The organism is Undibacterium sp. 5I2, from assembly GCF_035019605.1.
Classification (GTDB): domain Bacteria; phylum Pseudomonadota; class Gammaproteobacteria; order Burkholderiales; family Burkholderiaceae_D; genus Undibacterium.
In genome coordinates, this window is sequence record NZ_JASJVS010000010.1 from 1 (window position 1) to 23261 (window position 23261).

Below are 23261 nucleotides of genomic sequence, written 5' to 3' on the forward strand. Positions count from 1 at the left end.
GCCGCGCCAGCACCTTCGCCGAGATTGATGCGCCAGCCTTGCTGTCGTTGCCGCTACAACGCTACGAAATGGCCCACTTCAAAACTGTCAAGGTTCATATTGACTACCACGTCGAAGTCGAGCGCCATCGCTATAGTGTGCCGCAAACTCTAGTGGGTCAGGAACTCGAAGCGCGCATCACCACAACTGCGGTGGAGTTACTGCATCGCGGCCAACGTGTCGCCAGTCACATTCGTAACGCCCGTGTCGGGGGCTTTACCACCATTGCCACACACATGCCAGCGGCGCACCGTGCCCAGATGGAGTGGACGCCGCAGCGCTTGATCCACTGGGGCGAGAGCATTGGTCCTGCGTGCGCCGAGGCGGTCACGCGTTTGATGGCAGAAAACCGACATCCTGAGCATGGCTACCGCGCTTGTCTGGGTCTGCTGTCGCTGGCCAAGCGTTACGGTAAGGGACGACTTGAGGCGGCTTGCATGCTGGCCCTGCAGATCGGCGCGTGCCAGTATCGCCACGTGAATGACATTCTGAAGAACAACCGCGACCAGAGTGTTCCAGTGGCTGCCGATGAATGGATTAGCCCAGAGCATGCCCACTTGCGTGGCCCTGGTTACTATCAATAAGGAATAAGACGATGATGATGCACACCACACTGGCGCAACTGCGCACCTTGAAACTGGACGGCCTGGCGGCAGGCCTTGAAGAACAAATGGCACAGCCCGGCGTGACCGCCTTGAGCTTCGAGGAACGCATCGCGCTACTGATTGATCGCGAAGTCCATGCTCGCAATGACCGCAAGTTGTTGCGCCTGCTAAAAAATGCGCATTTAAAATATGGGCAGGCGGCGATTGAGGATATTGACGTTCGCGCTGGTCGCGGAATTGACCGGCGCGAGGTAATGAGTCTGGCTTTGGGCGACTGGGTCAGCGCCGGGCACAGTGTATTGGTGACGGGGCCAACGGGGGCTGGAAAATCATGGCTGGCGTGCGCACTGGCGCAATACGCATGCCGGCGGGGTTACTCAGCAATTTACCAACGCGTCCCGCGCTTGCAGGAAGAACTACGCATCCGGCACGGCAGTGGCGTCTTCGGCAAATGGTTACTGCAGTTGGCAAAAACCGACGTATTGGTGCTTGATGACTGGGGGATGGGTAGCATCGATGGCATGACACGTTCGGACTTGCTTGAGATTATTGATGACCGAGCGGGCCACAAGGCCACTATCATCACCAGCCAATTGCCAGTCGAGCACTGGCATGCGTGGATCGGTGACGCCACCATTGCCGATGCCATTCTGGACCGCATCATGCAGCGCAACCACCGTTTTACGCTGACCGGCGATTCGCTGCGCACGGAGCGCCCTAAAATCATCAAAAAGGAGAAAAACATCGACCTATCGTGACCGTAGAGGTTAAAATTTGACCGCGTAACGCCATCTTATGCGCAGCGGTCACGTTCACCAGAATGAGCGGTCACGTTCGCCGGAATACCCAGTAACAGCAGTCGCTGTTGTGGTTCGTAGAGGAGGTAGCTCGTTGCTATATTCTCATAACGTTTATTCTCCTCTATCCGTTTCACATGATTAGATAAAATTGCCGCCCAGACTCCTAGCCCAAAAAAATAAAGAATTGAATTTTGCATATCAAAATTAATTAAAAAGCTTGTTTCCACAGACAAATATGACGACACGAATTATGCTGAGACCCAAAAATTGTTAATAGAAGCACAGCAAATTGGATTTGATTTCCTGCGACTGATTTTAAAGCTCAATAGACATTAAACGATAGTGGCTCAATGCGATGGGTTATATTATTTAGTTGTCTTACCGAAAAGAAAGAAAAGAGGATAAAAGAACTTAATAAATGGATAATGGGCGATTGATAACATACTTCCGATCTATACGAAGATGCTAGTCCGAGATTTTAGATACATTTGAAAGTAGAGTAATTGATGGCAATTTTAGGCGTGGCAGGCCTTGATTCAAAAGAAATCAGGCAGCGAGTAAATAACGGGTGGCGCTTTCTCCGGTTTGAAGAAACTCGGTCATTTATAGTCTTTAGTCAACGCCGTTATTCAGATATATATTTTGTTCCACCGAACGAGTCACATATGCGGTATGCAAAAAAACATATTTTGATTACCGTGGTACTTGGATGGTGGGGTATTCCGTGGGGTCTGATTGGCACACCAACATCAATTATTCGCAACATTAATGGTGGCGAAGACTTAACCACAGAAATTATCCGAACATTAAATTAGGATTTGTCGTAGACAGTTCGATTTGCGGTAGTTGGTAACAACGATGTAGTATCAATTCATTCGACTTTTTGGAAGGCCCTCCCGAAAACGACCGTAAAGCTGTGTATCGTATCGTTCATATGCTCAGAAATAGTTTGAACTTCGTCTGCTAATAACGTAAACAAGTGGCGGCTGAATTATGCCTGATCTACAACTATGACAATAGAATTCTCGGCTTGATCGTGACGTTTCTGGCGTGTTTTAGGGTATTTCCCGAAATGGGATATCAGGCCAACACGAGCGACAAGCGCAATGAGCGGAAGCTGCTCGCTGAGCGTGTTGTATTTGTCGGCTAATCCGGTGACTGCCTGCCTCTCGGCATCTGGGGGGGCACTCAAGCACGAGCGGATTGGCGAGTGCTTGGAGTGAATTTTTTCTGGGTGCCTGCTGAGAGTGGAATTCAAATCCCGTCTTTGCATTTGCGGCTGCGCTCGGAAGTTGGCTATGGTTACTCTGGGCGAATTAAATTGGTTAATATTTCATCTACAGATTTTCGATAGCACCACGGTTGCATCTAACGACTCAAAGGAAGGTTCCATTTGGACGAAAATTTATTCGCGCAACATTTTTTTCTGGACAATGTACCTCACTGGCCCTGCCCGTTTTGTGCAAAAGGTATACTCAGGCTGAAGGAGGAAGATTTCCAAAAAGAAGATAATGGTGAAACTGAAACGTCCAGATCTTCCTCGCAATTTGATTTTGATTGGGTTCAGTATGTGTTTCATGGATTGCTTAGCTGTAACCTTTGTAACGAAAAAGTTGTTTTCTGCGGAACTGGCTCAATTGAGCGGGACTATGATGATACGGATCATGGGTCTTCTTATTGCGACTATTTTGAACCCAAGTATTTTCACCCGACTGTTAGGATAATAGTCATTGAGAGTGAAATAGCTGTCCCCAGGCAGGTCTTGTCTTCGGTCAAAAAAGCATGTGAGTTATTTTGGGTAGATCTTGATTCTTGTGCAAATAGAATTCGCACCGCTGTTGAATATATTCTCGATGGCTTACTGATTGAGCGGTATCGTAATCTGACTATCCGTATACCTCTTCATACTCGTATTGATATGCTTGATGCCACCAAATATACAGATCTCAAAACGGTTTTTGAGGCGGTCAAGTGGATTGGTAACGTAGGTACGCATGAGCTAGGGGGGCTTCAAAGGGAGTCGGTCATTGATGGATTTCGAATGCTTGAACATTGTCTGTCGGTTTTGTATCCGAAAACACCTGTGGATACGGCACAAATCATCACTCTGGCAGAGAATATTAATAAGGCGAAAGGGCAGTCTTTGTATAAGAGGAAGTGATCTGATGCAAAATTGGTACTCGCTCAATTTCGAGCCGTAACTCATCTAACAGCTACTTGCTACAAGTGCGTTATTAACAAATATTGCGCTGACTCAATCTTGGGAGGAGCTAGCTATCTCTTGCGAAAAAAGTTCGCAGATAGTCTAGGCTGTTCCCCGGCCTGGATTTTAATCTTGGTATTCAAAACTGGCTTGTTTTGAGTGAAGGCTGCAAACTGGTGAATGTCCTAGGGAGGCGCGGATTTTAATGGCAGTGGAATACCGTTGCCAACGAGGAGGCAACTTAGCGGTGTGCCTTAGTTGATGCGGGCAAACCGGTTGGATTAAATCCGCGTTTCCCCACCACTTACCCTGACGCTGCACTTGTTTATTTCATGTTTTCTCTGTACTGCCGGTACATGGTCAAAAAAATGCTTTACCTCGATTTAGTTTAGGTTTAAAGTTGTTTCGTGAGGCGGGGGTTTATCGGATTGTAGTGAAAGGGCTAACTATGGCGACAGCGGCGGCAGTAACCCAGTGTGACGATGGTCGGCGCGACGATTTTGCGCGCCAACACCTGCCTCCGCCCGAGCAATGGCCGGACTTGATTTTCACTTTGCCGGAACTGAATTATCCGGCTCGCCTCAACTGCGTCGCCGAATTGCTCGACCATGCCTGTGCCAAGGGGCGCGGTGCTCATCCGGCTTTGCTGACGTATCGCGAGACGTGGACCTATGAGGACTTGCAAGAACGGGTCAATCGCATCGCCCATGTCTTGGTCGATGACTTGGGCTTGCTGCCTGGTAATCGCGTGCTTTTGCGTGGTACCAATACGCCGATGTTGGCCGCTTGTTTTTTGGCCGTGATCAAGGCTGGTGGGATTGCGGTACCAAGCATGCCGCTGTTGCGCGCCAAAGAACTCGGCATGATCATCGACAAGGCGCAGGTCAGTCATGCTTTGTGTGCCTCAGATCTGGCTGAGGAAGTGGCGCTGTGTGCCCATCCTGTGTTGCGCCAGATTTTATATTTCAACGGCGCGGCCGACGATGCGTTGGCCTTGGAATCGCGCATGGTCGGCAAGCCGGCTACTTTTTCTGCTTACGACAGCGCCGCCGACGAGGTGTGTTTGATCGGCTTCACCTCGGGTACCACCGGCAAGCCTAAGGGCACCATGCATTTTCATCGCGATGTGCTGGCCATCTGCGATTGTTTTCCACGTTCTATGCTGCAATCGCAGCCTGACGATGTGTTCATCGGCACACCGCCGCTGGCGTTTACTTTCGGGCTCGGTGGTTTGCTGTTGTTTCCGCTGCGAGTAGGGGCCACGGCGGTGTTATTGGAAAAAATGAGTCCGGAATCGCTGCTGCAAGCGATTGCCGATTTCAAGGCCAGCATATGTTTCACCGCGCCGACCTTTTATCGCCAAATGGCAAGCTTGGTCACGCGCTTTGATTTGACTTCGCTGCGCCAAACCGTCTCCGCCGGTGAGGCTTTGCCGGCAGCTACGCGCGCCGATTGGGCCGCAGCTACCGGCTTGGTGATGATCGATGGCATAGGTGCGACCGAGATGCTGCATATTTTTATTTCTGCTGCCGGTGCCGAAGCGCGCCCCGGTGCCACGGGCAAGCCGATTCCTGGCTATCAAGCCTGTGTGCTCGATGAACAGGGTGTGCTGGTGCCGCCTGGTGTGGTCGGGCGCTTGGCGGTGAAAGGTCCGACCGGCTGCCGTTATTTGGCCGATGAACGCCAGGCTGCGTATGTGTTGAATGGTTGGAATTTGACTGGCGATGCTTATCGCTACGATGTTGATGGCTATTTTTGGTATTGCGCACGCACTGATGACATGATCATTTCGTCCGGTTATAACATTGCCGGGCCCGAAGTTGAAGCGGCTTTGTTACTGCATCCAGCGGTGGCCGAAGCGGCGGTGATTGGCGTGGCCGATGAACAGCGTGGGCAACGCGTGAAAGCGTATATTGTGCTGCGCCAAGGCTGGGTGGGTGACGCTGGCTTGTGCAAAACCATGCAGGATTTTGTCAAGCAAGCGATTGCACCGTATAAGTACCCGCGCGAAATCGAATGGGTGAGCAGTTTGCCGCGTACCGAAACCGGTAAATTACAACGTTTCAAATTGCGTGATCATGCGCTCTGAGTCGCTCTGCCTACTCCTTATCAGGATAATCCGATGAATATAGTTTGTATAGGTGGCGGTCCCGCCGGTTTGTATTTTGCCTTGCTGATGAAGTTACAAGATCCGGCGCACCGCATCACGGTAGTCGAGCGTAATCGTCCGTATGATACCTTCGGTTGGGGCGTGGTGTTTTCCGATCAAACCTTGGGTAAGTTGGCGCAGGCTGATGAAGTCACGGCGCGCGCGATTCTGCAATCGTTTAACCACTGGGATGCCATCGATGTGCATTTCAAGGGCGAGTGCATCCGTTCCGGCGGCCACGGTTTTTGCGGCATAGGGCGCAAGCGCTTGCTCAATATTTTGCAACAGCGTTGTGAAGAAGTCGGCGTCGACTTGGTGTTTGACAACGATGTTGATGATGATCAGGTGCTGGCGCAGTCGTATGCAGCCGATCTGGTGATTGCTGCCGATGGCCTCAACAGTCGCATCCGCAGTCGCTATGCTGCCACATTCCAGCCCGACATAGCACAACGCACATGCCGCTTTGTTTGGCTCGGTACTAAAAAACTGTTTTCCGCTTTCACGTTCGCGTTCGAAGAAACCGAATTCGGCTGGTTCCAAGCGCATGCCTATCAATACGATGGCGATACCGCCACCTTCATCGTTGAAACCCCGGAAGCCGTGTGGCTGCGTGCCGGCATCGATCGCATGTCGCAGCAAGAGGCGATCGCGTTTTGTGAAAAAGTATTCGCCAAGTATCTCGATGGTCATGCGCTCATGGCGAATGCTACGCATCTACGTGGTTCGGCCAACTGGATTACTTTTCCTCGCATCGTTTGCAAAAACTGGGTGCATATGACGACGCAACATGGTCGCGCCGTACCGCTGGTCTTGATGGGGGATGCCGCCCATAGCGCGCATTTTTCGATTGGTTCCGGCACCAAGCTGGCGCTCGAAGATGCGATCGAACTGGCGCACAGCTTCGCCGTTCACGGCGCGGCCGGGATGGCTGCGGTGCTGAGTGCATATCAAGCTTCGCGTTCTTTGGAAGTGTTGAAGATACAGAGTGCGGCACGCAATTCCATGGAATGGTTTGAAAACGTCGAGCGCTATACCGCTATGTCGGCTTCACAGTTTGCCTATTCCATGCTGACCCGCAGCCAGCGTTTGTCGCATGAAAATTTACGCCTGCGTGATCCTGCCTATGTCGCCGAAGTGGAGCGGCAACTCGCACAGAGCGCGTTTGCCGCCGCCGGCCTGGCGATGCCGATCACGGCGCAGCCCTTGCCGCCGATGTTGACGCCGTTTGCCGTGCGTGCGCTGGTCTTGAAAAATCGTATCGTGGTCTCGCCGATGGCGCAGTATTCGGCGCTCGACGGCGTGGTTGGTGATTTTCATCTGGTGCATCTCGGCAGTCGCGCGCTCGGCGGCGCGGCGCTGGTGTTTACTGAAATGACTTGTGTTTCGGCGGCGGCGCGTATCACGCCGGCTTGTCCCGGCTTGTATGCACCGGAACACACGCTGGCTTGGCGGCGCATCGTCGATTTTGTGCATGCCAACAGTGATGCCAAAATTGCTGTGCAACTTGGTCATGCCGGTGCTAAGGGGGCGACTCGAGCGGCCTGGGATGGCATTGATTTACCGCTCACAGACGACGGCTGGCCCTTGATTTCCGCCTCCCCGCAGCAGTATCTGAGCGGGGTGTCGCAGTGGGCGACGGCGGCGACGGCGGCAGAGTTGCTGCAGGTGTTGCAGGATTTCGTGCAGGCGACGCACGCGGCTGAGGCGGCCGGCTTTGATTGGCTTGAGCTGCATTGCGCCCATGGTTATTTATTGTCGAGTTTTATTTCCCCGTTGACCAACCAACGTGAAGATGAGTATGGTGGCGACTTGGCGCAGCGTTGCCGTTTTCCGCTCGAAGTGTTCGCGGCGATGCGTGCAGTCTGGCCGACGCATAAGCCGATGTCGGTACGGATTTCCGCTCACGATTGGGTTGAGGGTGGTATCAGTGTCGACGATGCGGTGGCAATCGCGCGACTGTTCAAACATGCGGGAGTCGACTTGATCGATTGTTCTTCGGGCCAGGTCAGTAAGCGCGAAGCACCGCAGTATGGGCGCATGTTTCAAACGCCGTTTGCCGACCGGATTCGTCACGAAGCGCAGATCGCGACCATGGCGGTCGGGGCGATTTTCGAAGCCGATCATGTCAACAGCATCATCGCTGCCGGGCGTGCCGATTTGTGTGCGATTGGTCGACCACATTTGGCGGATCCGGCTTGGACTTTGCATCAGGCGGCACAGCTTGCTTGTGCTGACATCGCTTGGCCAAAGCAATATCTGGCTGGAAAAATGCAACTGGAACGAAATCTGGCACGCGAACGTCAGGTTGCCGCCGCGGCTGCCGGTCTGACGCCGCAACAGATTGCGGCACAATTACTGGAAGGGTGACAGCGATGGAGCGACAAGTATTGCAAGGGCGGCATGCGTTGGTGACCGGTGGCGCGCAGGGAATCGGCTATGCGATTGCTCTGGCCCTGCTGGAGCAAGGAGCGACGGTGACGCTGGCTGGACGCACGCCTGCCACGCTGGAAACGGCCGTGCTTGCCTTGCGTGCCCAAGCGCCGGCGGCGCAGCTGGGCTGGGTGCTGCTCGATGTCAGCGATGCGACCTCGGTGGCAACTGGTGTGGCGCAGGCGGTTGCCTTGGCCGGGCCGGTGGCAATTTTGATTAATAATGCTGGCCAGGCAGAATCGGCAGCGTTTGAAAAAACCACGGCAGCGCTGTGGCAGAACATGCTCGATGTGAACTTGACGGGCAGCTTTCATTGTACCCAAGCGGTCTTGCCAGGTATGGTGGCGGCGGCCTGGGGGCGTATTGTCAATGTCGTCAGTACCGCCGGTTTGCGTGCTTACCCGTATGTCGCTGCGTATTGCGCCGCCAAACACGGTGTGATCGGTTTGACGCGCGCCTTGGCGCTGGAAGTGGCGACCCGTGGTGTGACGGTGAACGCCGTATGCCCGGGCTATACGGAAACGCCATTGCTGCAAAAAACCGTTGCCAATATCATGCACAAGACTGGTCGTCAGCAAGCCGAAACACAGGCATTGCTGGCGGCTGCTAATCCGCAGCAGCGGCTGGTGCAAGCCGAGGAAGTCGCGCATGCGGTCGCTTGGTTGTGTCAGCCGGCGGCGGCAGCCATGAATGGTCAGGCGATTGCCGTGGCCGGTGGCGAGGTGATGTGATGGAACATCTGTCCCAAGCTGGTGCGGTCAGTGATTTGGAAACGCGTTTGACGGCCGATCACCACCAATCTTTGCGGCTGTGGTTGCGTATGCTGTCGTGCACGGTATTGATAGAAGATGAAATACGTTCACGCTTGCGGAATGAATTCGACATCACCTTGCCACGCTTTGATCTGATGGCCCAGCTCGAGCGCTATCCGGACGGTTTGCGCATGGGTGAGTTGTCGAAGCGGATGATGGTCACTGGTGGCAATATCACCGGTATCACCAATCAATTGGAGCAAGAACAACTGGTACGCCGCGTGCCCGATCCGCGTGATGGCCGGGTCTACCAAGTGCAATTGACCGAGCAAGGACGACAAGCTTTTACGCGCATGGCGGCAGTACATGAAGGCTGGATCGCCGAGCTGTTCGCGGCCATGCCGGTGGCCGACAAAAATCAATTATCGGCGCTGCTGGGTAGTTTGAAAAAACATCTGAATCCGGCCGGCAGCGCCACCTATCCGATCGCAGAGGAATAGCAGATGAAGTATTTAGCAGGGCAGCGCCATCAATTGCCGGGCGCAAGAACCAGCTTGGCCGATTATTCGGCACAACATTTTGATTTTCAACTGGAGCAGCGGGTCGCCACCATTACCTTAAATCGACCACAACGAAAAAATCCGTTGACCTTTGAGTCGTATGCCGAATTGCGCGATTTGTTTCGCACGCTGGCGCTGGCCGACGATGTCAAAGCGGTCGTCATTACCGGTGCCGGTGAAAATTTTTGTTCCGGTGGTGACGTGCATGAAATTATCGGACCGCTGACCCAGCTCGATATGCCGGGGCTGCTCAGTTTCACGCGCCTGACCGGCGACTTGGTCAAGGCCATGCGTGCCTGTCCACAGCCGCTGATTGCTGCTGTTGATGGGGTGTGTGCCGGCGCCGGTGCGATTCTGGCGCTGGCCTCGGATATCCGTTTCGCCAGCGAACGCAGTAAAACGGCGTTCTTGTTTACCCGTGTTGGCTTGGCCGGATGCGATATGGGCGCGTGCTCGATTTTGCCACGCATAATCGGCCAAGGGCGCGCTGCTGATTTACTCTATACCGGGCGCGCGATGAGCGGAATCGAGGGCGAGCGCTGGGGTTTCTATAATCGCTTGATCGCGCCGGAGAATTTGCTCAGCGATGCCTTGGCGTATGCGCGCAATCTGGCCGATGGGCCTGGCTTTGCGCATGCGATGACCAAGACTATGTTGGAACAGGAATGGAATATGAACGTAGCGCAAGCGATTGAAGCGGAAGCGCAGGCACAGGCGATTTGCATGATGACCAATGATTTTCATCGCGCTTACCATGCCTTTGTTGCCAAACAAAAGCCGCAGTTTGAAGGAGATTAAGATGAGCCAGCCTATGCGTGACAGCAGTTATCTCGAGTGGCCATTTTTTGAGCCACATCATGTCGAATTGCAGCGCAAATTGGATGCCTGGTGCGCCGCTGAGTTGGTTCAGGAGCATGCGGCCGATGTTGACCAAGCTTGCCGTAATTTAGTCGCGCAATTGGGTAGTGCCGCTTGGTTGACGCATGCGGTTGCTGGCAGCGCGTATGGTGGCCATGGCGAAGTGCTCGACACGCGGGCCTTGTGCTTGATACGCGAAACTCTGGCGCGTCATGCCGGCCTGGCCGATTTTGCCTTCGCCATGCAGGGACTCGGTTCCGGGGCCATCAGCTTGTTCGGCACGTCGGCGCAAAAAACCGCGTACCTCGAGCCGGTCGCCGCCGGGCGGGCGATTGCTGCGTTTGCCTTGTCGGAACCGCAGGCTGGTTCCGATGTCGCGGCGCTGCAGTGCAGTGCGCGTGAAGATGGTGACAGCTATGTACTTAACGGCGAAAAAACCTGGATTTCCAACGGCGGTATCGCCGATTTCTACGTACTGTTTGCGCGTACCGGTGAAGCGCCGGGCGCGCGTGGGATTTCTGCTTTCATCATCGACGCTGATACGGTCGGCTTGGAAATTGCCGAGCGTATCCACGTAATCGCGCCGCATCCGCTGGCGCGTTTACAACTGCGTGAATGTCGGATTCCGCGCAGCCAGTTGATCGGCAGTGCAGGTCAGGGTTTCAAGGTGGCGATGGCGACGCTCGATGTGTTCCGTACCTCGGTGGCGGCAGCCGCGCTTGGCTTTGCTCGGCGTGCGCTGGAAGAAGCGCTGGCGCGCGCGACCACGCGTAAGATGTTCAATCAAACCTTGGCCGATTTTCAGTTGACCCAGGTGAAGTTGGCGGAGATGGCTTTGGCGATCGATAGCGCGGCTTTGCTGGTATATCGCGCCGCTTGGCAGCGTGATCAGGGACGCAAGGTCACCAAAGAAGCGGCGATGGCGAAATTGTGCGCGACCGAGAATGCGCAAAGGGTGATCGACGCGGCGCTGCAGATGTTCGGCGGTCTCGGTGTCGTGTGCGAAGTGCCGGTCGAACGCCTGTATCGTGAAATTCGTGCTTTGCGCATTTATGAGGGGGCCAGCGAAGTGCAGCAAATGATTATCGGCCGTGAATTACTCAAAGAGTACGCGGCCGCCAACAGTAAAGAAATGGATTGATATGAATATATTGCAACCGCCAGGCTGGCCGCGGCCACGCGGCTATGCCAATGGGGTGGCGGCACGCGGCCGTACCGTGTGCGTCAGCGGCATGATAGGCTGGGATGAGAAGGGGCAGTTTCAGACCGATGATTTCGCCGGCCAAGTACGCCAAGCTTTGCGAAATATCGTGGCAGTGCTGGCCGAGGCCGCGGCGCGCCCCGAACACATCGTGCGCATGACCTGGTATGTCACTGACAAACGCGAATATGTGGCGGCGTATTCGGCCATCGGCGTGGCCTACCGCGAACTGATCGGTCCGCATTTTCCCTGTATGACGGCGGTGCAGGTCGTTGCGCTGATCGAAGACCGTGCCAAGGTGGAAATTGAAGTCACGGCGATTGTGCCGGACTGAGCAAGATGAGAGCGGGGGACAGGCAGACGGCTGACCTCGTTCGCGCCGGTGCTATACAATAGAGACCGAGCGGTGCCGTTTGCGGCATAGTCAGTAGTGCTGATATGATTATAAAAACAAAACGATTGAGGAGAGACAGATGTCGAAAGCCGTATTTTGTTGGGAAGACCCCTTGTTATTGTCGTCGCAATTGAGCGAGGAAGAGCGCATGGTGCAGGAAGCCGCACGCACTTATAGCCAAGAGCGGCTGGCACCGCGCGTACTTGAAGCCTTCCGCCATGAACGTACCGACCCGGTGATTTTTCGCGAGATGGGTGAGCTCGGTCTGCTCGGTTCGATGATTCCAGCCGAATACGGCGGTGCCGGTCTCAATTATGTTTGTTATGGCTTGGTGGCGCGCGAAGTCGAGCGCATCGATTCCGGTTACCGCTCGATGATGAGTGTGCAAAGTTCGCTGGTGATGGTGCCTATCAATGAATTCGGCAGCGAAGCGCAGAAGCAGAAGTATTTGCCGAAACTCGCCAGTGGTGCCTCGATCGGTTGTTTCGGCTTGACCGAACCCGACCATGGTTCCGACCCCGGCAGCATGGTCACGCGCGCCAAGACGGTGCCGGGCGGTTATTCGCTCAGCGGTGCCAAGATGTGGATCACCAACAGCCCGATTGCCGATGTCTTCGTGGTCTGGGCCAAGACCGATGATGGCCGTATCCGCGGCTTCATTCTGGAAAGCGGTTGGAAGGGTTTGAGTGCGCCTGCGATTCATGGCAAGGTTGGACTGCGTGCCTCGATCACCGGTGAAATCGTGATGGATCAGGTGTTCGTGCCGGAAGAGAATTTATTGCCACACGTGGAAGGTCTGAAAGGGCCATTCACTTGCCTTAATTCGGCGCGCTTCGGTATCGCTTGGGGTGCCCTCGGCGCGGCCGAATTCTGCTGGCATACGGCACGCCAATATACGCTCGACCGTATGCAATTCGGTCGTCCCTTGGCAGCCAATCAGTTGGTGCAAAAAAAATTGGCCGATATGCAGACGGAAATTACCTTAGCCTTGCAAGGCTGTCTGCGTTTGGGGCGCATGAAAGACGAAGGCACGGCCGCGGTGGAAATCACGTCGATCATGAAACGTAATTCCTGCGGTAAATCGCTGGAAATTGCCCGCATGGCGCGCGATATGTTGGGTGGTAATGGCATTTCCGATGAATACGGTATCGCTCGTCACCTCGTTAATCTGGAAGTGGTCAATACCTATGAAGGCACGCATGATATTCATGCCTTGATACTGGGCCGCGCACAAACCGGGATTGCGGCGTTTTAATTGCTGGCGCGGGAACGGCAAGCTGCGGTCCCGCGCTTTGATGCTTGCTCTGCTCAGTTCGTCATTGGGTCCGTAAGCGGCTTGGTATTGATACGCGCTTCCAACCAGATCAGTCCACGTCTGGCGTATTGCATCAATTCCGGCGAGCTGGCGCCACCAACCAAGGCACCATCAGCGCTGCGGTGCAGTTCGCGCACTTTGCGTATGGTTGTCAAATCACCGCCCCAGGTATCGAAAAACAAGCTGCGCCATTGGCGCAGCAAGACTTGGGCGGCTTCTTCTTCGGGGAGCATGCCGGCTTGCATGACTTTCCTGACTTGCGAAAACAGCTCGTTCCAAGCATGCGCATGGCGAAACGACGCGGCGCGGAAGAAGCGCAATTCGTGTTCGCTCAAATGCTGACGATATGCCGCGTATCGGACTTCGATCAGCGCGCGGACGATGAAATCCATCATCTCGGGATCGATACCGGTCAGGGCTTGCAGAGCCGGTTCGTCGCGGTGCATTTGCGAAAATTTTGCCAAATACTGAGGCAAATCGGGCATGTGCCGGTTCATCGTGTCGTTCCAGCGCAGTGCCAACTCGCGTGCACGCGGGTCGGTATAGGCGACGCCGGTATCGAGCAAGCTGCGGGCTTCGACGATCAGTGGCAGCATGTGTAAATCGGGCGTTAAGGTCGGCCGATTTTGTTTGCTCAACTGCTGCATGTCATCCGGACTGAAATATTTGTCCGCCACGCTCATCATTTCTAAAATACCTAGCCAATAATCGAGCTGCGGTTCTTTATTCGCTTGCACCAGCGTATGCAAATCACGCAAGCGTTCGCGCAGCGCGATGCCGTTATTGATCTGTTGTTCGAGTAAGCGCAATTGATCGCTGATCACACTGTTGAGATCAGCATGCTCGTGGTCGACCAAGGCGGCGATTTCGGCCAGCGACAGATCGAGCCGGCGCAGCGCGACAATCCGATACAGGCGCGTGATGTCGGCGCGGTTGTACAGCCGGTAAGCAGCGCTGGAGCGCTGCGACGGTGATAATAAGCCGATTTTGTCGTAGTGATGCAGCGTGCGCACGCTTAAGCCGGTGCGCTTGGCCAGTTCGCCGATTTTCATGAGCATGAGGTTCTCCATAAGGGAAGCCCGACTGTACAGCCTGACCGAACGTCAGAGTCAAGGCCGGGCTCCTCTCAGTGCTTGATTTCTGCTGCCGGCGACAAACCTTCCGTCAGCGTTTTGGCGACGAATAATTGGGCGCAATCGACCGGATCGAAGCCGTAGTGTTTGCCGCAGAAATCGCAGTTGATGTCGAGTCGACCGATTTCGTTCAGGGCGCTCTCGACTTCTTCGGTGCCGAGCATCTTGAGCATGTCACCGACTTTTTCACGCGTACAGCTGCAGTAAAATTGCGGTGTCAAGGGATCAAATACGCGTAAGGTTTGTTCCCAGAATAAACGGTGCATCAAGGTGGCGCTGTCGGTGCTCAGTAATTCTTCGCGTTTGAGCGTATCGCCGAGCAAGACCGCATGACCCCAGAGATCTTCGCCATCGTCGACGCGCGCACCACTGCCACCGGTTTCCGGTAATTTTTGCAGTAACAAGCCGCGCGCCACTTTGTCATCGGCGGCCAGCCAGAGTTTGGTGTCGAGCTGTTCCGAGCGCAGCATATAGTTTTCGATGACGGCGGCGATGCTGTCACCATCGAGCGGGACGATACCTTGATAAGCTTGTTGGCCCGGCATTTTGTCATTTGGGTCGAGCGTGATCACGAAGCGGCCCTGGCCGTGTGCATGTACCAGATCGCGCAGGCTTTCCTGTTCGCCGATAACGGCGTCGTCGGCCAGTTTGGCGGTGGCACGCAGGCGCAACTCGGCGTCGCATTCGACCACCATCAAGCGTACCGGGCCATCGCCATGGATTTGCATGATCATGGTGCCGTTGAATTTCAGATTGGCCGACAGCAGGGCGGCAGCGGCCATGAGTTCGCCGAGCACATTGCGTACCGCGGGTGGGTAGGTTTGATGCTCGAGCATTTGTTGCCAGGCGTTTTCAAGTTCAACTAATTCGCCGCGTACGCCGGCATTTTCGAACATGAATTTTTGTAGGGTGTCGGTGATGGTCATGCGTGTCAATCCAGGCGTTTGAGTTCGGTTTTGTAAGTTTGTGCGCGTTGCGCGTAATTGGCAGTATTGCCATGCATGCCGGCGATGTCAGCAGCGCTCAACTCACGCACGGCTTTCGCCGGCGAGCCGATGATCAGGGAATTATCGGGAAATTCTTTTCCTTCGGTAACCAAGGCACCGGCGCCGACCAGGCAGTTTTTACCGATCTTGGCACCATTGAGGATGACAGCTTGAATCCCGATCAGCGAACCTTCGCCGATACTGCAGCCATGTAGCATGGCTTGGTGGCCGATGGTGACATTGGCGGCGACGCTCAAGGGATGGCCCGGATCGGTATGCAGGATGCAGCCTTCCTGGACATTGCTGTTTTCACCGATACTGATCAACTCATTATCACCGCGCAGGGTGGTGTCGAACCAGATGCTGGCACCGGCAGCGATGCGGACTTTGCCTATCACTTTGGCCGTGTCAGTCAGGTATGCTGAGGCGGCGATCTCGGGTACGAATTCGCCTAATTGGTAGATGGGCATGGAAATTCCGTAAAATAGCTGCAAAGTGAAGGTTGATCTGCTTTGCCGTGGCAAAGTAGAGGGCGAACGCTATTTTAACGTTCTAGCGGCATCCTTGCCGAAATAAACAGGAAAATGAGTATTTTGAAAACAAATCAAGTGATGGAACTGCGTGCCGTGGCGCTGGCGGCCTTATTGGCGGTTGATACCGATGTCAAGTGCGCACTGTTGGCGGCGCTGCCCGATGAGGCGCCGCTTGATACGGTACAGTGTTTTGCGATTCCGGCCGGAATTCCCGGGCGACCGCTGCGGCCCGAGCTGATTGCGCCCGGCAAGGTCGGTCGACGCTCGATGTTGACCGTCGAGGGACGGGCGATTTTGATCCATGCGCTGGCCCATATAGAAATGAATGCGATTAATTTGGCGACCGATATCATCTGGCGTTTTCCTCACTTGCCGGAGCAGTTTTATCGCGATTGGCTTAAGGTCGCCAAGGAAGAGGCGCGTCATTTTCAACTGCTAGAGCAGCATTTGCAGACGCTCGGTTATCAGTATGGCGATTTTCCAGCGCATAACAGTTTGTGGGAAATGGCAGAAAAAACTTGCGATGATTTGTTGGCGCGTTTGGCACTGGTGCCGCGCACGCTGGAAGCGCGCGGCCTCGATGTGACACCGGGTGTGTCGGCCAAGCTGGCGCAGGCCGGCGATGCCGCCGGGGCAGCTTTACTGATGGTGATTTATCACGATGAAATCGGTCACGTCGCCATCGGCAATCATTGGTATCAGTATTTGTGTAATCAACAGGGGCACGATACCATTGCTACCTATGCGCGCTTGGCACTGCACTATGCGGCACCGACCTTGCGTGGGCCATTCAATCTGGCGGCCCGGCGTGCGGCTGGTTTCACCGAGTTGGAGTTGCAGGCCTTGCCGCAGTCGTCCACATGATTTTTTAACTTTGCAAAAAACCCGGAGCATGCTGCTCAAAGTAGAGTAGGTCGTGCCACACGCCGTCCCGCAATACCGCTTGACGTGCTCGCCCGTACTCGCGAAAGCCGCAGCGCTGCAGGACCGACTGGGATGGCAGATTGTCGGCGATGACCAAGGCTTCCAGTCGTTTCAGGGCGAGGCGCGAGAACGCCTGTTCAAGTACCGCTGTGACGGCTGCCGCGGCGTAGCCACGGCCACCGTGGCGTTGACTGAAGCGGTAGCCGAGCGTGGCTTTGTGATACTGCTCGCGCTCGACTCCGCGCAGCGTGACACGGCCGACGATTTCGCTGCCGTGCCAAGCCAGATAATGATATTCTTTCATGGTTTGCGCAGCCCACTGGGCTTGTTCCAAGCTGCTGCGCACGGCGTTTTCCGAGTAATAAGCGTTGCCGCGTGTGCTGATCCATTGTTCGAAATGAGGGCGGTTTTCCGTTTCAAATGCGAGTACGGCACTGCTGTAGCTTGGCAGTGCAGGAGTCAGTTGTAATGCGGCCTTGATGTCTGGCATGTTTAGTCTTTTCTGATTCCAGCGTTTTGCTTCAGGCCGCGCCGCTGGCCTGCCCTTGCTCTCCCTTTGTCATGACAGGAAGATTCTATGCGTCGTCTTATTTTACTGCTGTTGCGTGCTGCGCTGTTGTTGAGTACCACTGCTGTGGCGCCGTCGCTGATGGCCGAGTCGCTGTTGCCGGCACATGACCCGGCGCGCAGCATTTTACTCAGTGGTTTTGCCGTCAATAAGCCGGAACAGCTCAGTGATATCGATGATATTGCCCAAGGTTTGTCGCATGAAATCGCGCGCCGCCTGCGCCAGAGTCAGCAATTCGAGGTGCGTACGATGCCCGAGCTGTTGTCATTCAATTGGCAATTGCAAGCACCGCCGGCACGCTTGCTGACGCAATTGGGGCTTGATTACGGGGCGCGCTACCTGATTACCGGCGAAATTCGCAATGCCGGCATTCGTAATGTGCCGCAACTGTTCGGTCTGTGGAGTAAGCCATCGCGCAGCATAGAAGTGGAAATGTATGTCTATGATGCTCCGGCCGGAAATTTATTAGGACGGTTTGAGTTTTCCGCCAGTGCTGATGGCGATGTGCATATCGGTCGTGAGCACGTGTTCGGCGGTGTCGGTTTTCGTGCCACCCGCTTCGGCCAAGCAATTGAAAGCTTGGTCGATGAGGCGGCACAAACTATTGCCAGTCAATTGTTGATGCGACCTTGAGCATGGCCGCTGGTCGTGGCACGTTGCTGCTCTTGCAGGCGCAGTACGCTTCTTTGAATTTTTCCGGTGGCAGTCATCGGCAGGGCGGCGATGAATTCAATTTCTTTTGGATATTCATACGGTGCCAGGTGGCTGCGGACATGCTGCTGTAAGGTGGCGATTAAATCGGCGTCGCCAACAAAGCCGGGGCTGAGCACGATATACGCTTTGACCAGATTGCCGCGCTCGCGATCCGGTTTCGGTACCACGGCGGCATTGGCGACGGCCGCGTGGTGCAGCAAACAATTTTCAATTTCCGATGGACCGATGCGATAGCCGGCGGCTTTAAACATATCGTCGGCACGTCCTTGATAAAACAGATAGCCATCGTCATCGCAACTGGCCAAGTCACCGGTGCGGCACCAGTCGCCACTGTATTTGCTGCGGGTGGCGGCATCATTGTTCCAGTAGCCGAGAAAAAATATCGGATCGGGATGGCCGTGGATATCGCAACGGTGCAGCGCCACTTCGCCGCATATGCCGGGCCCGACCGGTTGACCGGCATCGTCGATGATGGCGACGCGGTGGCCCGGATACGGGCGGCCCATGCTGCCCGCTTTGGCCGGCCAGCGCTGATGGCTGTTGCCGACGATGTAATTCATTTCGGTTTGGCCAAACATTTCATTCGGCGTCACTCCCAACGCTTGCTGGCACCATTCGAAGACGGCGCTGCCGACCGCTTCGCCGGCACTCATGATGGCGCGCAGCTTGAGCCGGTAACGTTGGCGCGGCTGAGGGCAGGCTTTCATCATCATTTTGAGCGCGGTCGGGAACAGGAAGGTATTGGTAACGCGATATTTTTCCATTAATTCAAATGCCGTCTCGGCGCCAAAGCGGCCGCTCCAGGCGACGATGGGCTGGCCGAAATACAGGGTCGGCAGCAGCGCATCCATCAAGCCGCCGGTCCAAGCCCAGTCGGCTGGCGACCAAAATACATCGCCATCTTGCGGAAACCAATTTTGCGAGGCCACGAAGCCGCTCAGATTGCCGATCACGGCGGCGTGCGGAATCAGCGCCCCTTTGGCCGGGCCGGTGGTGCCGCTGGTATAAATCAGGATGGCCGGGTCACTGGCGCGGGTGTTGACGACGTCGAAGTGTTCGGGCATGTCTGCCAAATCGCTGTTCCAGTCCAGCGTGTGCCCGAGCTGCGGGCAATCGATGGCGATGACGGTTTTCAGCTCGGGGCAGGTGGCGGCAATTTGTCGGTAAGTGTCGACGCCGCTGTGATCGAGTATTAATACCCGCGCTTGGCTGTGTTGTAATCTGTATTCGAGTGCATCGCGACCGAACAGACAACTCAGGGGCAGGACGATGACTCCCATCTGCAGGCAGGCCATGATGCTGACGGCGGTTTCTACTCTTTGCGGTAGCAAACAAGCGACCACATCGCCGCGTTGCACCCCTTGTTGTTGCAAGAGATTCGACAATTGATTGGCGCGCGTCGCCAATTGCGCGTAACTGGTGCGTGTGTGTTTACCATCGGCCGTGGCGCTGATGATGGCGCAGCGTTGCGCTTCATCTTGCCAGCGGCGGCAGCATACTTCGGCGATATTGAAGTGTTCCGGGACATGCCAGCGGAATTCTTGGTACAGTTTGGCATATTGATCGGGCAATGATTTGCTGCTCCCGGCAGGGATAGAGTGTGCTTTCATGGAGTCTCCGCTATAATTATCGAACGGTCGTTCTATTGTTCTTTTGCATCAGATTTTTGCTACTGCAACTATCTTCGCATGCATTTGCCGCTTTTTTTCATGAAAAATATTAATCTGCCATGACTCCTTCAAATTCGCCCGTACATCGACTGTCCCGTTCGGAATTTTTACCCATTCGTGGTTTGCAGTATCATGTGCGGCAGTGGGGGCGCGTCGGTGCGCCGCCCATTGTGATGCTGCATGGCTGGATGGATGTGTCGGCCTCGTTTCAGTTTGTAGTTGATTGCCTGCAGCATGATTGGCATGTCATCGCTCCCGATTTGCGTGGTTTCGGTTTGACCGAGGCACCCGGCAGCGACACCTATTGGTTCCCAGATTATCTCGGTGACCTCGATGCCTTGCTCGCGCATTATGTGCCCGAAGGAGCGGTGAATTTGCTTGGTCACAGCATGGGGGCCAATGTGCTCGGTTTGTATGCCGGTGCGCGCCCGGAGCGGGTGCGTCGCTTGGTTAATCTGGAAGGTTTTGGTATGCCGACTACGCAGCCGCAGCAAGCCCCCGGGCGCTACCGAAAATGGCTCGATGAATTGCGCTCACCGCAGCAGTTGCGCACCTATGCTTCAGCGCAAGAGGTGGCGGCGCGACTGCAAAAAACCAATCCACGTTTATCCAATCAACGTGCGGCATTTTTAGCTTCGTGCTGGGCGCGTGAAAACAGCGCCGGACGCTGGGAAATTCTCGGCGACCCGGCGCATAAACAGAGCAGCCCCTTGTTGTTTCATGTCGAAGAAGTGCTGGCATGTTGGGAGCAGATCAGCGCGCCGGTGTTGTGGATGGAGGCGGAACAAACCGATATTTGGAACTGGATGGGGCCGAAACCGACGGCGCGGTTGGAAATTGATCGGCGTCTCAGCCATTTACGCGATCTCAAGAAAGAAATGATTGCTGATGCCGGTCATATGCTGCACCATGACCAGCCCGAATTACTGGCGCAATTGATCGAAGCATTTTTCATGCAAGGCGATGGCGTTTGACAGGAGAAAATTTGCTCATATCAGATTTCAGCGATGTCGGCGCGGCCGATGATACCCGCTTTAAGCGCTGTTTGGTGATGGCCGGCGGCGGCTTTCGCTTCGGTTATTACCTTGGCATGATGGCCGCTTGCGAACGGCGCGGCAAAACCCCGGATTTGCTGTTGGCCAGCTGCGGCGCGGCGATTGCCGCGACCATTATTCGCCATTTACCCGATAACGCGGCGCGCTTGGCGTGGTTGACGACGCCGCAAATGCACGCGTTCTGGTGTGCTTTACAGGCCAATCCTTCCAAGACTTTGCTGGGGGCGATAGGCGGCGTGCTCGAGCGCGCGCTGCGTGCCAATGATGCCAAGCTGATCCCCGATTTGTTTGATGATTACCTGTTTGATATTCCAGCGCGCTTGCCGCTGCCGCCGGACAGCGGCTATGCCGGTTCACCCGCGCTGGCCGTGATTGCCGGGCGCTTATTGTACCAAGCGCACGAGGTCGGGACGCTGCGCGGTGAACGCAAGTTGTTTGTCGAAACCATCTTCGCCGAGGCGCGCGTGGCCACGCTGTTGCGCGGCATGCAGTCGCCGTTGGCCGATCCCGGCTGGGGCCGCAGTACGGTTGCCAGTGACATCGAAGTGCTCAGTGGTGTCGCTATCAACGATGCGGTGCGTGCTTCGATCGCTGATATGTATTATTTTCGCTGTCACCAAATCGGTAGCGAGCATTATCTGGGTGGCGTGATCGATTTGTTTCCGCTCGAAGTGGCGCGGCGTTTGGCTGCAGAAGTGATCATGGAACGTAAGGGTAAATACAATCACTTGGTCGATTTACCGGCCTTACGATTAGTCTTAGGCATACACGGAAATCGCCGCTTGAGTCAGGTGTTAGCACAAGCGGCCGAGCACTGGATCGATACCGCCGATATGGAGCGTGCCTTGGTACGCCATCAAATCAGCAAGCATTTGCAGTGGCGGCGCAACCGACTGGCACTGCGGGTGCCACCGAGTCTGGCTGAATTCACTGAAATGGTCAGACTGCAGTGGGAATATGGGTATGCGCGCGGCTTGGATGGCCTGACGCGTTGAGCGAGTAAGGCGCTGTGCCGGTTTACGCGCTACGCCGCAGCGCATCATTCGAGGCGATTTCGCGTTACACTGATGCTTCATTTTAATCTGCCTCTTTTATTGATATCCGCTCCGACCATGACCGATCACACTGCATATGGCTTTACCACGACGATTCTCCACAGCGACCGCCAAAAACCGATAGAGCATGGCTCGGTGCATAAGCCGATTCACAGCTCGGTGATGTACGGCTATGGCGATGCGCGCGATTTGGCGGCGGTATTCCAGGGTAAGCAAGCCGGTTATCGTTATGGTCGTCAGGGTAATCCGACGGTGACGGCGCTGGAAGAAAAAATCAGCAAGATGGAAGATGCCACGGCTTCCTTGTGTTTTGCCACCGGCATGGCGGCCATCGGTGCTTTGTTCCAGGCTTTGCTCAAGGAAGGCGATCATGTGGTGTCGTCGAAATTCCTGTTTGGTAATACTAACAGCCTGTGGCAGACCGCCGCCGGGCAAGGCATTCGCCTCGATATGGTCGATGCCACCGATGTCGCCGTGGTCGAGGCGGTGCTGACGCCGGCCACGCGCATGGTGTTTGTGGAAACCATCGCCAACCCGCGCACCCAAGTCGCCGATCTGGAACGGATCGGTGCGCTGTGTGCCGCGCGCGGCATCTTGTTTGTCGTCGATAACACCATGAGCTCGCCGTATCTGTTCCGTCCCAAGGCGGTTGGTGCGGGTCTGGTAATCAATTCGCTCACCAAGTCGATTGCCGGTCATGGCAATGTTCTCGGTGGCGCTGTTTCCGATACCGGCGTGTTCGACTGGAGCACGTATCCACATATCGCCCCGAACTTCCGCAAACAAGCCCCGCAGCAGCAGGGGATGGCGCAGTTGCGGGCCAAAGCCTTGCGCGATTTCGGCGCGAGTTTGTCACCGGAAGCGGCGCACCAGATTGCCATCGGTGCGGAAACCATGGCTTTGCGCATGGAGCGCAGCTGTGCCAATGCGCTGGCGCTGGCACAATTGTTGGCCGCTGATCCACGGGTAGCGGCGGTTTACTATCCGGGTTTAGCCAGTCATCCACAACACGCTCTGGTGACGCAGCTGTTTCGCGCCGGCGGCGCACTGCTGAGTTTTGAGCTGCAAGCCGGGATAGATTGTTTCGATTTCCTCAATCATCTGAAGATCGCGATCAATGCCACTCATCTCGGCGACACGCGCACCCTTGTGATTCCGGTCGCGCACACCATCTTCTTTGAAATGGGAGCCGAACGGCGTGCCGACATGGGTATCGCCGACGGTTTGATCCGGGTCTCGGTTGGCATTGAAGATAGTGCCGATTTGTTGGCTGATTTTGCCCGGGCGCTGGCACAGGTCTGAGCGTGCTGTAAATGA

Annotated in this window: 22 protein-coding genes; 17 read left to right on the forward strand and 5 right to left on the reverse strand. The window is 55.3% G+C overall.

Annotated features, from left to right (window positions below; translation table 11 throughout):
* From QN359_RS05535 to QN359_RS05590, 12 genes are all read left to right on the forward strand, one after another.
* Positions 1-623: Mu transposase domain-containing protein (locus tag QN359_RS05535; RefSeq protein WP_416352098.1), on the forward strand; the 623-nt coding region annotated here is incomplete at its 5' end.
* A gap of 11 nt (positions 624-634) precedes the next feature.
* A complete protein-coding gene (gene istB / locus QN359_RS05540; protein ID WP_322249440.1) occupies positions 635-1402 on the forward strand; it encodes an IS21-like element helper ATPase IstB in 768 nt (255 codons plus the stop codon).
* A gap of 548 nt (positions 1403-1950) precedes the next feature.
* Complete coding sequence (locus QN359_RS05545) at positions 1951-2259, forward strand: hypothetical protein (protein ID WP_322248794.1); 309 nt, start codon at positions 1951-1953, stop codon at positions 2257-2259.
* A 578-nt stretch (positions 2260-2837) separates the two neighbouring features.
* Positions 2838-3605, forward strand: coding sequence for a DUF4145 domain-containing protein (locus QN359_RS05550; protein WP_322248793.1), 768 nt, complete (start codon positions 2838-2840; stop codon positions 3603-3605).
* Positions 3606-4095: 490 nt separating this feature from the next.
* Positions 4096-5736, forward strand: a complete 1641-nt coding sequence (locus QN359_RS05555; protein WP_322251131.1) for an AMP-binding protein — start codon at positions 4096-4098, stop codon at positions 5734-5736.
* Positions 5737-5769: 33 nt separating this feature from the next.
* Positions 5770-8163 (forward strand): bifunctional salicylyl-CoA 5-hydroxylase/oxidoreductase, encoded by a 2394-nt coding sequence (locus tag QN359_RS05560; protein ID WP_322248792.1) that lies wholly within the window; start codon positions 5770-5772, stop codon positions 8161-8163.
* Between the two features lie 5 nt (positions 8164-8168).
* Positions 8169-8957, forward strand: a complete 789-nt coding sequence (locus QN359_RS05565) for an SDR family NAD(P)-dependent oxidoreductase (protein WP_322248791.1) — start codon at positions 8169-8171, stop codon at positions 8955-8957.
* Positions 8957-9478 (forward strand): MarR family transcriptional regulator, encoded by a 522-nt coding sequence (locus tag QN359_RS05570; RefSeq protein ID WP_322248790.1) that lies wholly within the window; start codon positions 8957-8959, stop codon positions 9476-9478. Before QN359_RS05565 ends, QN359_RS05570 begins: the two co-directional genes overlap by 1 nt.
* A gap of 3 nt (positions 9479-9481) precedes the next feature.
* Positions 9482-10336 carry an enoyl-CoA hydratase family protein gene (locus QN359_RS05575; RefSeq protein ID WP_322248789.1) on the forward strand — a complete coding sequence of 285 codons (855 nt, stop codon included), beginning with the start codon at positions 9482-9484 and terminating at the stop codon, positions 10334-10336.
* Positions 10337-10349: 13 nt separating this feature from the next.
* Positions 10350-11537: an acyl-CoA dehydrogenase family protein gene (locus QN359_RS05580; protein ID WP_322251130.1), complete on the forward strand. Its 1188-nt coding sequence runs from the start codon at positions 10350-10352 to the stop codon at positions 11535-11537.
* A 1-nt stretch (position 11538) separates the two neighbouring features.
* A complete protein-coding gene (locus tag QN359_RS05585; protein WP_322248788.1) occupies positions 11539-11931 on the forward strand; it encodes a RidA family protein in 393 nt (130 codons plus the stop codon).
* Positions 11932-12070: 139 nt separating this feature from the next.
* Complete coding sequence (locus QN359_RS05590) at positions 12071-13246, forward strand: acyl-CoA dehydrogenase (RefSeq protein WP_322248787.1); 1176 nt, start codon at positions 12071-12073, stop codon at positions 13244-13246.
* 53 nt (positions 13247-13299) lie between these two features.
* Here QN359_RS05590 and QN359_RS05595 read toward each other — a convergent pair whose 3' ends face one another.
* From QN359_RS05595 to QN359_RS05605, 3 genes are all read right to left on the reverse strand, one after another.
* Positions 13300-14364: a MerR family transcriptional regulator gene (locus QN359_RS05595; RefSeq protein WP_322248786.1), complete on the reverse strand. Its 1065-nt coding sequence runs from the start codon at positions 14362-14364 to the stop codon at positions 13300-13302.
* A 68-nt stretch (positions 14365-14432) separates the two neighbouring features.
* On the reverse strand, positions 14433-15359 hold the full coding sequence (gene hslO, locus QN359_RS05600) for an Hsp33 family molecular chaperone HslO (RefSeq protein ID WP_416200239.1): 927 nt from the start codon (positions 15357-15359) through the stop codon (positions 14433-14435).
* Positions 15360-15370: 11 nt separating this feature from the next.
* On the reverse strand, positions 15371-15895 hold the full coding sequence (locus QN359_RS05605) for a gamma carbonic anhydrase family protein (protein WP_322248784.1): 525 nt from the start codon (positions 15893-15895) through the stop codon (positions 15371-15373).
* A gap of 141 nt (positions 15896-16036) precedes the next feature.
* On the opposite strand from QN359_RS05605, the gene QN359_RS05610 reads away from it, so the two are divergent.
* On the forward strand, positions 16037-16822 hold the full coding sequence (locus QN359_RS05610; protein WP_322251129.1) for a ferritin-like domain-containing protein: 786 nt from the start codon (positions 16037-16039) through the stop codon (positions 16820-16822).
* A 4-nt stretch (positions 16823-16826) separates the two neighbouring features.
* On the opposite strand, the gene QN359_RS05615 is transcribed toward QN359_RS05610, so the two are convergent.
* Entirely contained in the window at positions 16827-17372 is a 546-nt protein-coding gene (locus QN359_RS05615) for a GNAT family protein (protein WP_322248783.1), read from the reverse strand.
* Positions 17373-17459: 87 nt separating this feature from the next.
* On the opposite strand from QN359_RS05615, the gene QN359_RS05620 reads away from it, so the two are divergent.
* Positions 17460-18083: a flagella assembly protein FlgT middle domain-containing protein gene (locus QN359_RS05620; RefSeq protein WP_322248782.1), complete on the forward strand. Its 624-nt coding sequence runs from the start codon at positions 17460-17462 to the stop codon at positions 18081-18083.
* Here the strand turns inward: QN359_RS05620 and QN359_RS05625 are convergent.
* Positions 18062-19774 carry an acyl-CoA synthetase gene (locus tag QN359_RS05625; protein ID WP_322248781.1) on the reverse strand — a complete coding sequence of 571 codons (1713 nt, stop codon included), beginning with the start codon at positions 19772-19774 and terminating at the stop codon, positions 18062-18064. The two genes, QN359_RS05620 and QN359_RS05625, sit on opposite strands and share 22 nt — an antisense overlap.
* A gap of 119 nt (positions 19775-19893) precedes the next feature.
* Between QN359_RS05625 and QN359_RS05630 the strand changes: the two genes are divergently transcribed.
* The 3 genes from QN359_RS05630 to QN359_RS05640 all read left to right on the forward strand — a co-directional run bounded on the left by QN359_RS05630 (position 19894) and on the right by QN359_RS05640 (position 23246).
* A complete protein-coding gene (locus QN359_RS05630; protein WP_322248780.1) occupies positions 19894-20808 on the forward strand; it encodes an alpha/beta hydrolase in 915 nt (304 codons plus the stop codon).
* Positions 20809-20819: 11 nt separating this feature from the next.
* Positions 20820-21884 carry a patatin-like phospholipase family protein gene (locus QN359_RS05635; protein ID WP_322248779.1) on the forward strand — a complete coding sequence of 355 codons (1065 nt, stop codon included), beginning with the start codon at positions 20820-20822 and terminating at the stop codon, positions 21882-21884.
* Between the two features lie 117 nt (positions 21885-22001).
* Positions 22002-23246: a cystathionine gamma-synthase family protein gene (locus tag QN359_RS05640; RefSeq protein WP_322248777.1), complete on the forward strand. Its 1245-nt coding sequence runs from the start codon at positions 22002-22004 to the stop codon at positions 23244-23246.
* Positions 23247-23261: the final 15 nt, after the last annotated feature.

Bases quoted from the DNA above. Each gene is read 5' to 3' on its own strand.
- QN359_RS05575 (WP_322248789.1), top strand. From the start codon at position 9,482: ATGAAGTATTTAGCAGGGCAGCGCCATCAATTGCCGGGCGCAAGAACC.
- QN359_RS05630 (WP_322248780.1), top strand. From the start codon at position 19,894: ATGACTCCTTCAAATTCGCCCGTACATCGACTGTCCCGTTCGGAATTT.
- QN359_RS05610 (WP_322251129.1), top strand. From the start codon at position 16,037: ATGGAACTGCGTGCCGTGGCGCTGGCGGCCTTATTGGCGGTTGATACC.
- QN359_RS05625 (WP_322248781.1), bottom strand. From the start codon at position 19,774: ATGAAAGCACACTCTATCCCTGCCGGGAGCAGCAAATCATTGCCCGAT.
- QN359_RS05620 (WP_322248782.1), top strand. From the start codon at position 17,460: ATGCGTCGTCTTATTTTACTGCTGTTGCGTGCTGCGCTGTTGTTGAGT.
- QN359_RS05615 (WP_322248783.1), bottom strand. From the start codon at position 17,372: ATGCCAGACATCAAGGCCGCATTACAACTGACTCCTGCACTGCCAAGC.
- QN359_RS05565 (WP_322248791.1), top strand. From the start codon at position 8,169: ATGGAGCGACAAGTATTGCAAGGGCGGCATGCGTTGGTGACCGGTGGC.
- QN359_RS05640 (WP_322248777.1), top strand. From the start codon at position 22,002: ATGACCGATCACACTGCATATGGCTTTACCACGACGATTCTCCACAGC.
- istB (WP_322249440.1), top strand. From the start codon at position 635: ATGATGATGCACACCACACTGGCGCAACTGCGCACCTTGAAACTGGAC.
- QN359_RS05560 (WP_322248792.1), top strand. From the start codon at position 5,770: ATGAATATAGTTTGTATAGGTGGCGGTCCCGCCGGTTTGTATTTTGCC.
- QN359_RS05605 (WP_322248784.1), bottom strand. From the start codon at position 15,895: ATGCCCATCTACCAATTAGGCGAATTCGTACCCGAGATCGCCGCCTCA.
- QN359_RS05585 (WP_322248788.1), top strand. From the start codon at position 11,539: ATGAATATATTGCAACCGCCAGGCTGGCCGCGGCCACGCGGCTATGCC.
- QN359_RS05595 (WP_322248786.1), bottom strand. From the start codon at position 14,364: ATGCTCATGAAAATCGGCGAACTGGCCAAGCGCACCGGCTTAAGCGTG.
- QN359_RS05580 (WP_322251130.1), top strand. From the start codon at position 10,350: ATGCGTGACAGCAGTTATCTCGAGTGGCCATTTTTTGAGCCACATCAT.
- QN359_RS05570 (WP_322248790.1), top strand. From the start codon at position 8,957: ATGGAACATCTGTCCCAAGCTGGTGCGGTCAGTGATTTGGAAACGCGT.
- QN359_RS05590 (WP_322248787.1), top strand. From the start codon at position 12,071: ATGTCGAAAGCCGTATTTTGTTGGGAAGACCCCTTGTTATTGTCGTCG.
- QN359_RS05555 (WP_322251131.1), top strand. From the start codon at position 4,096: ATGGCGACAGCGGCGGCAGTAACCCAGTGTGACGATGGTCGGCGCGAC.
- QN359_RS05545 (WP_322248794.1), top strand. From the start codon at position 1,951: ATGGCAATTTTAGGCGTGGCAGGCCTTGATTCAAAAGAAATCAGGCAG.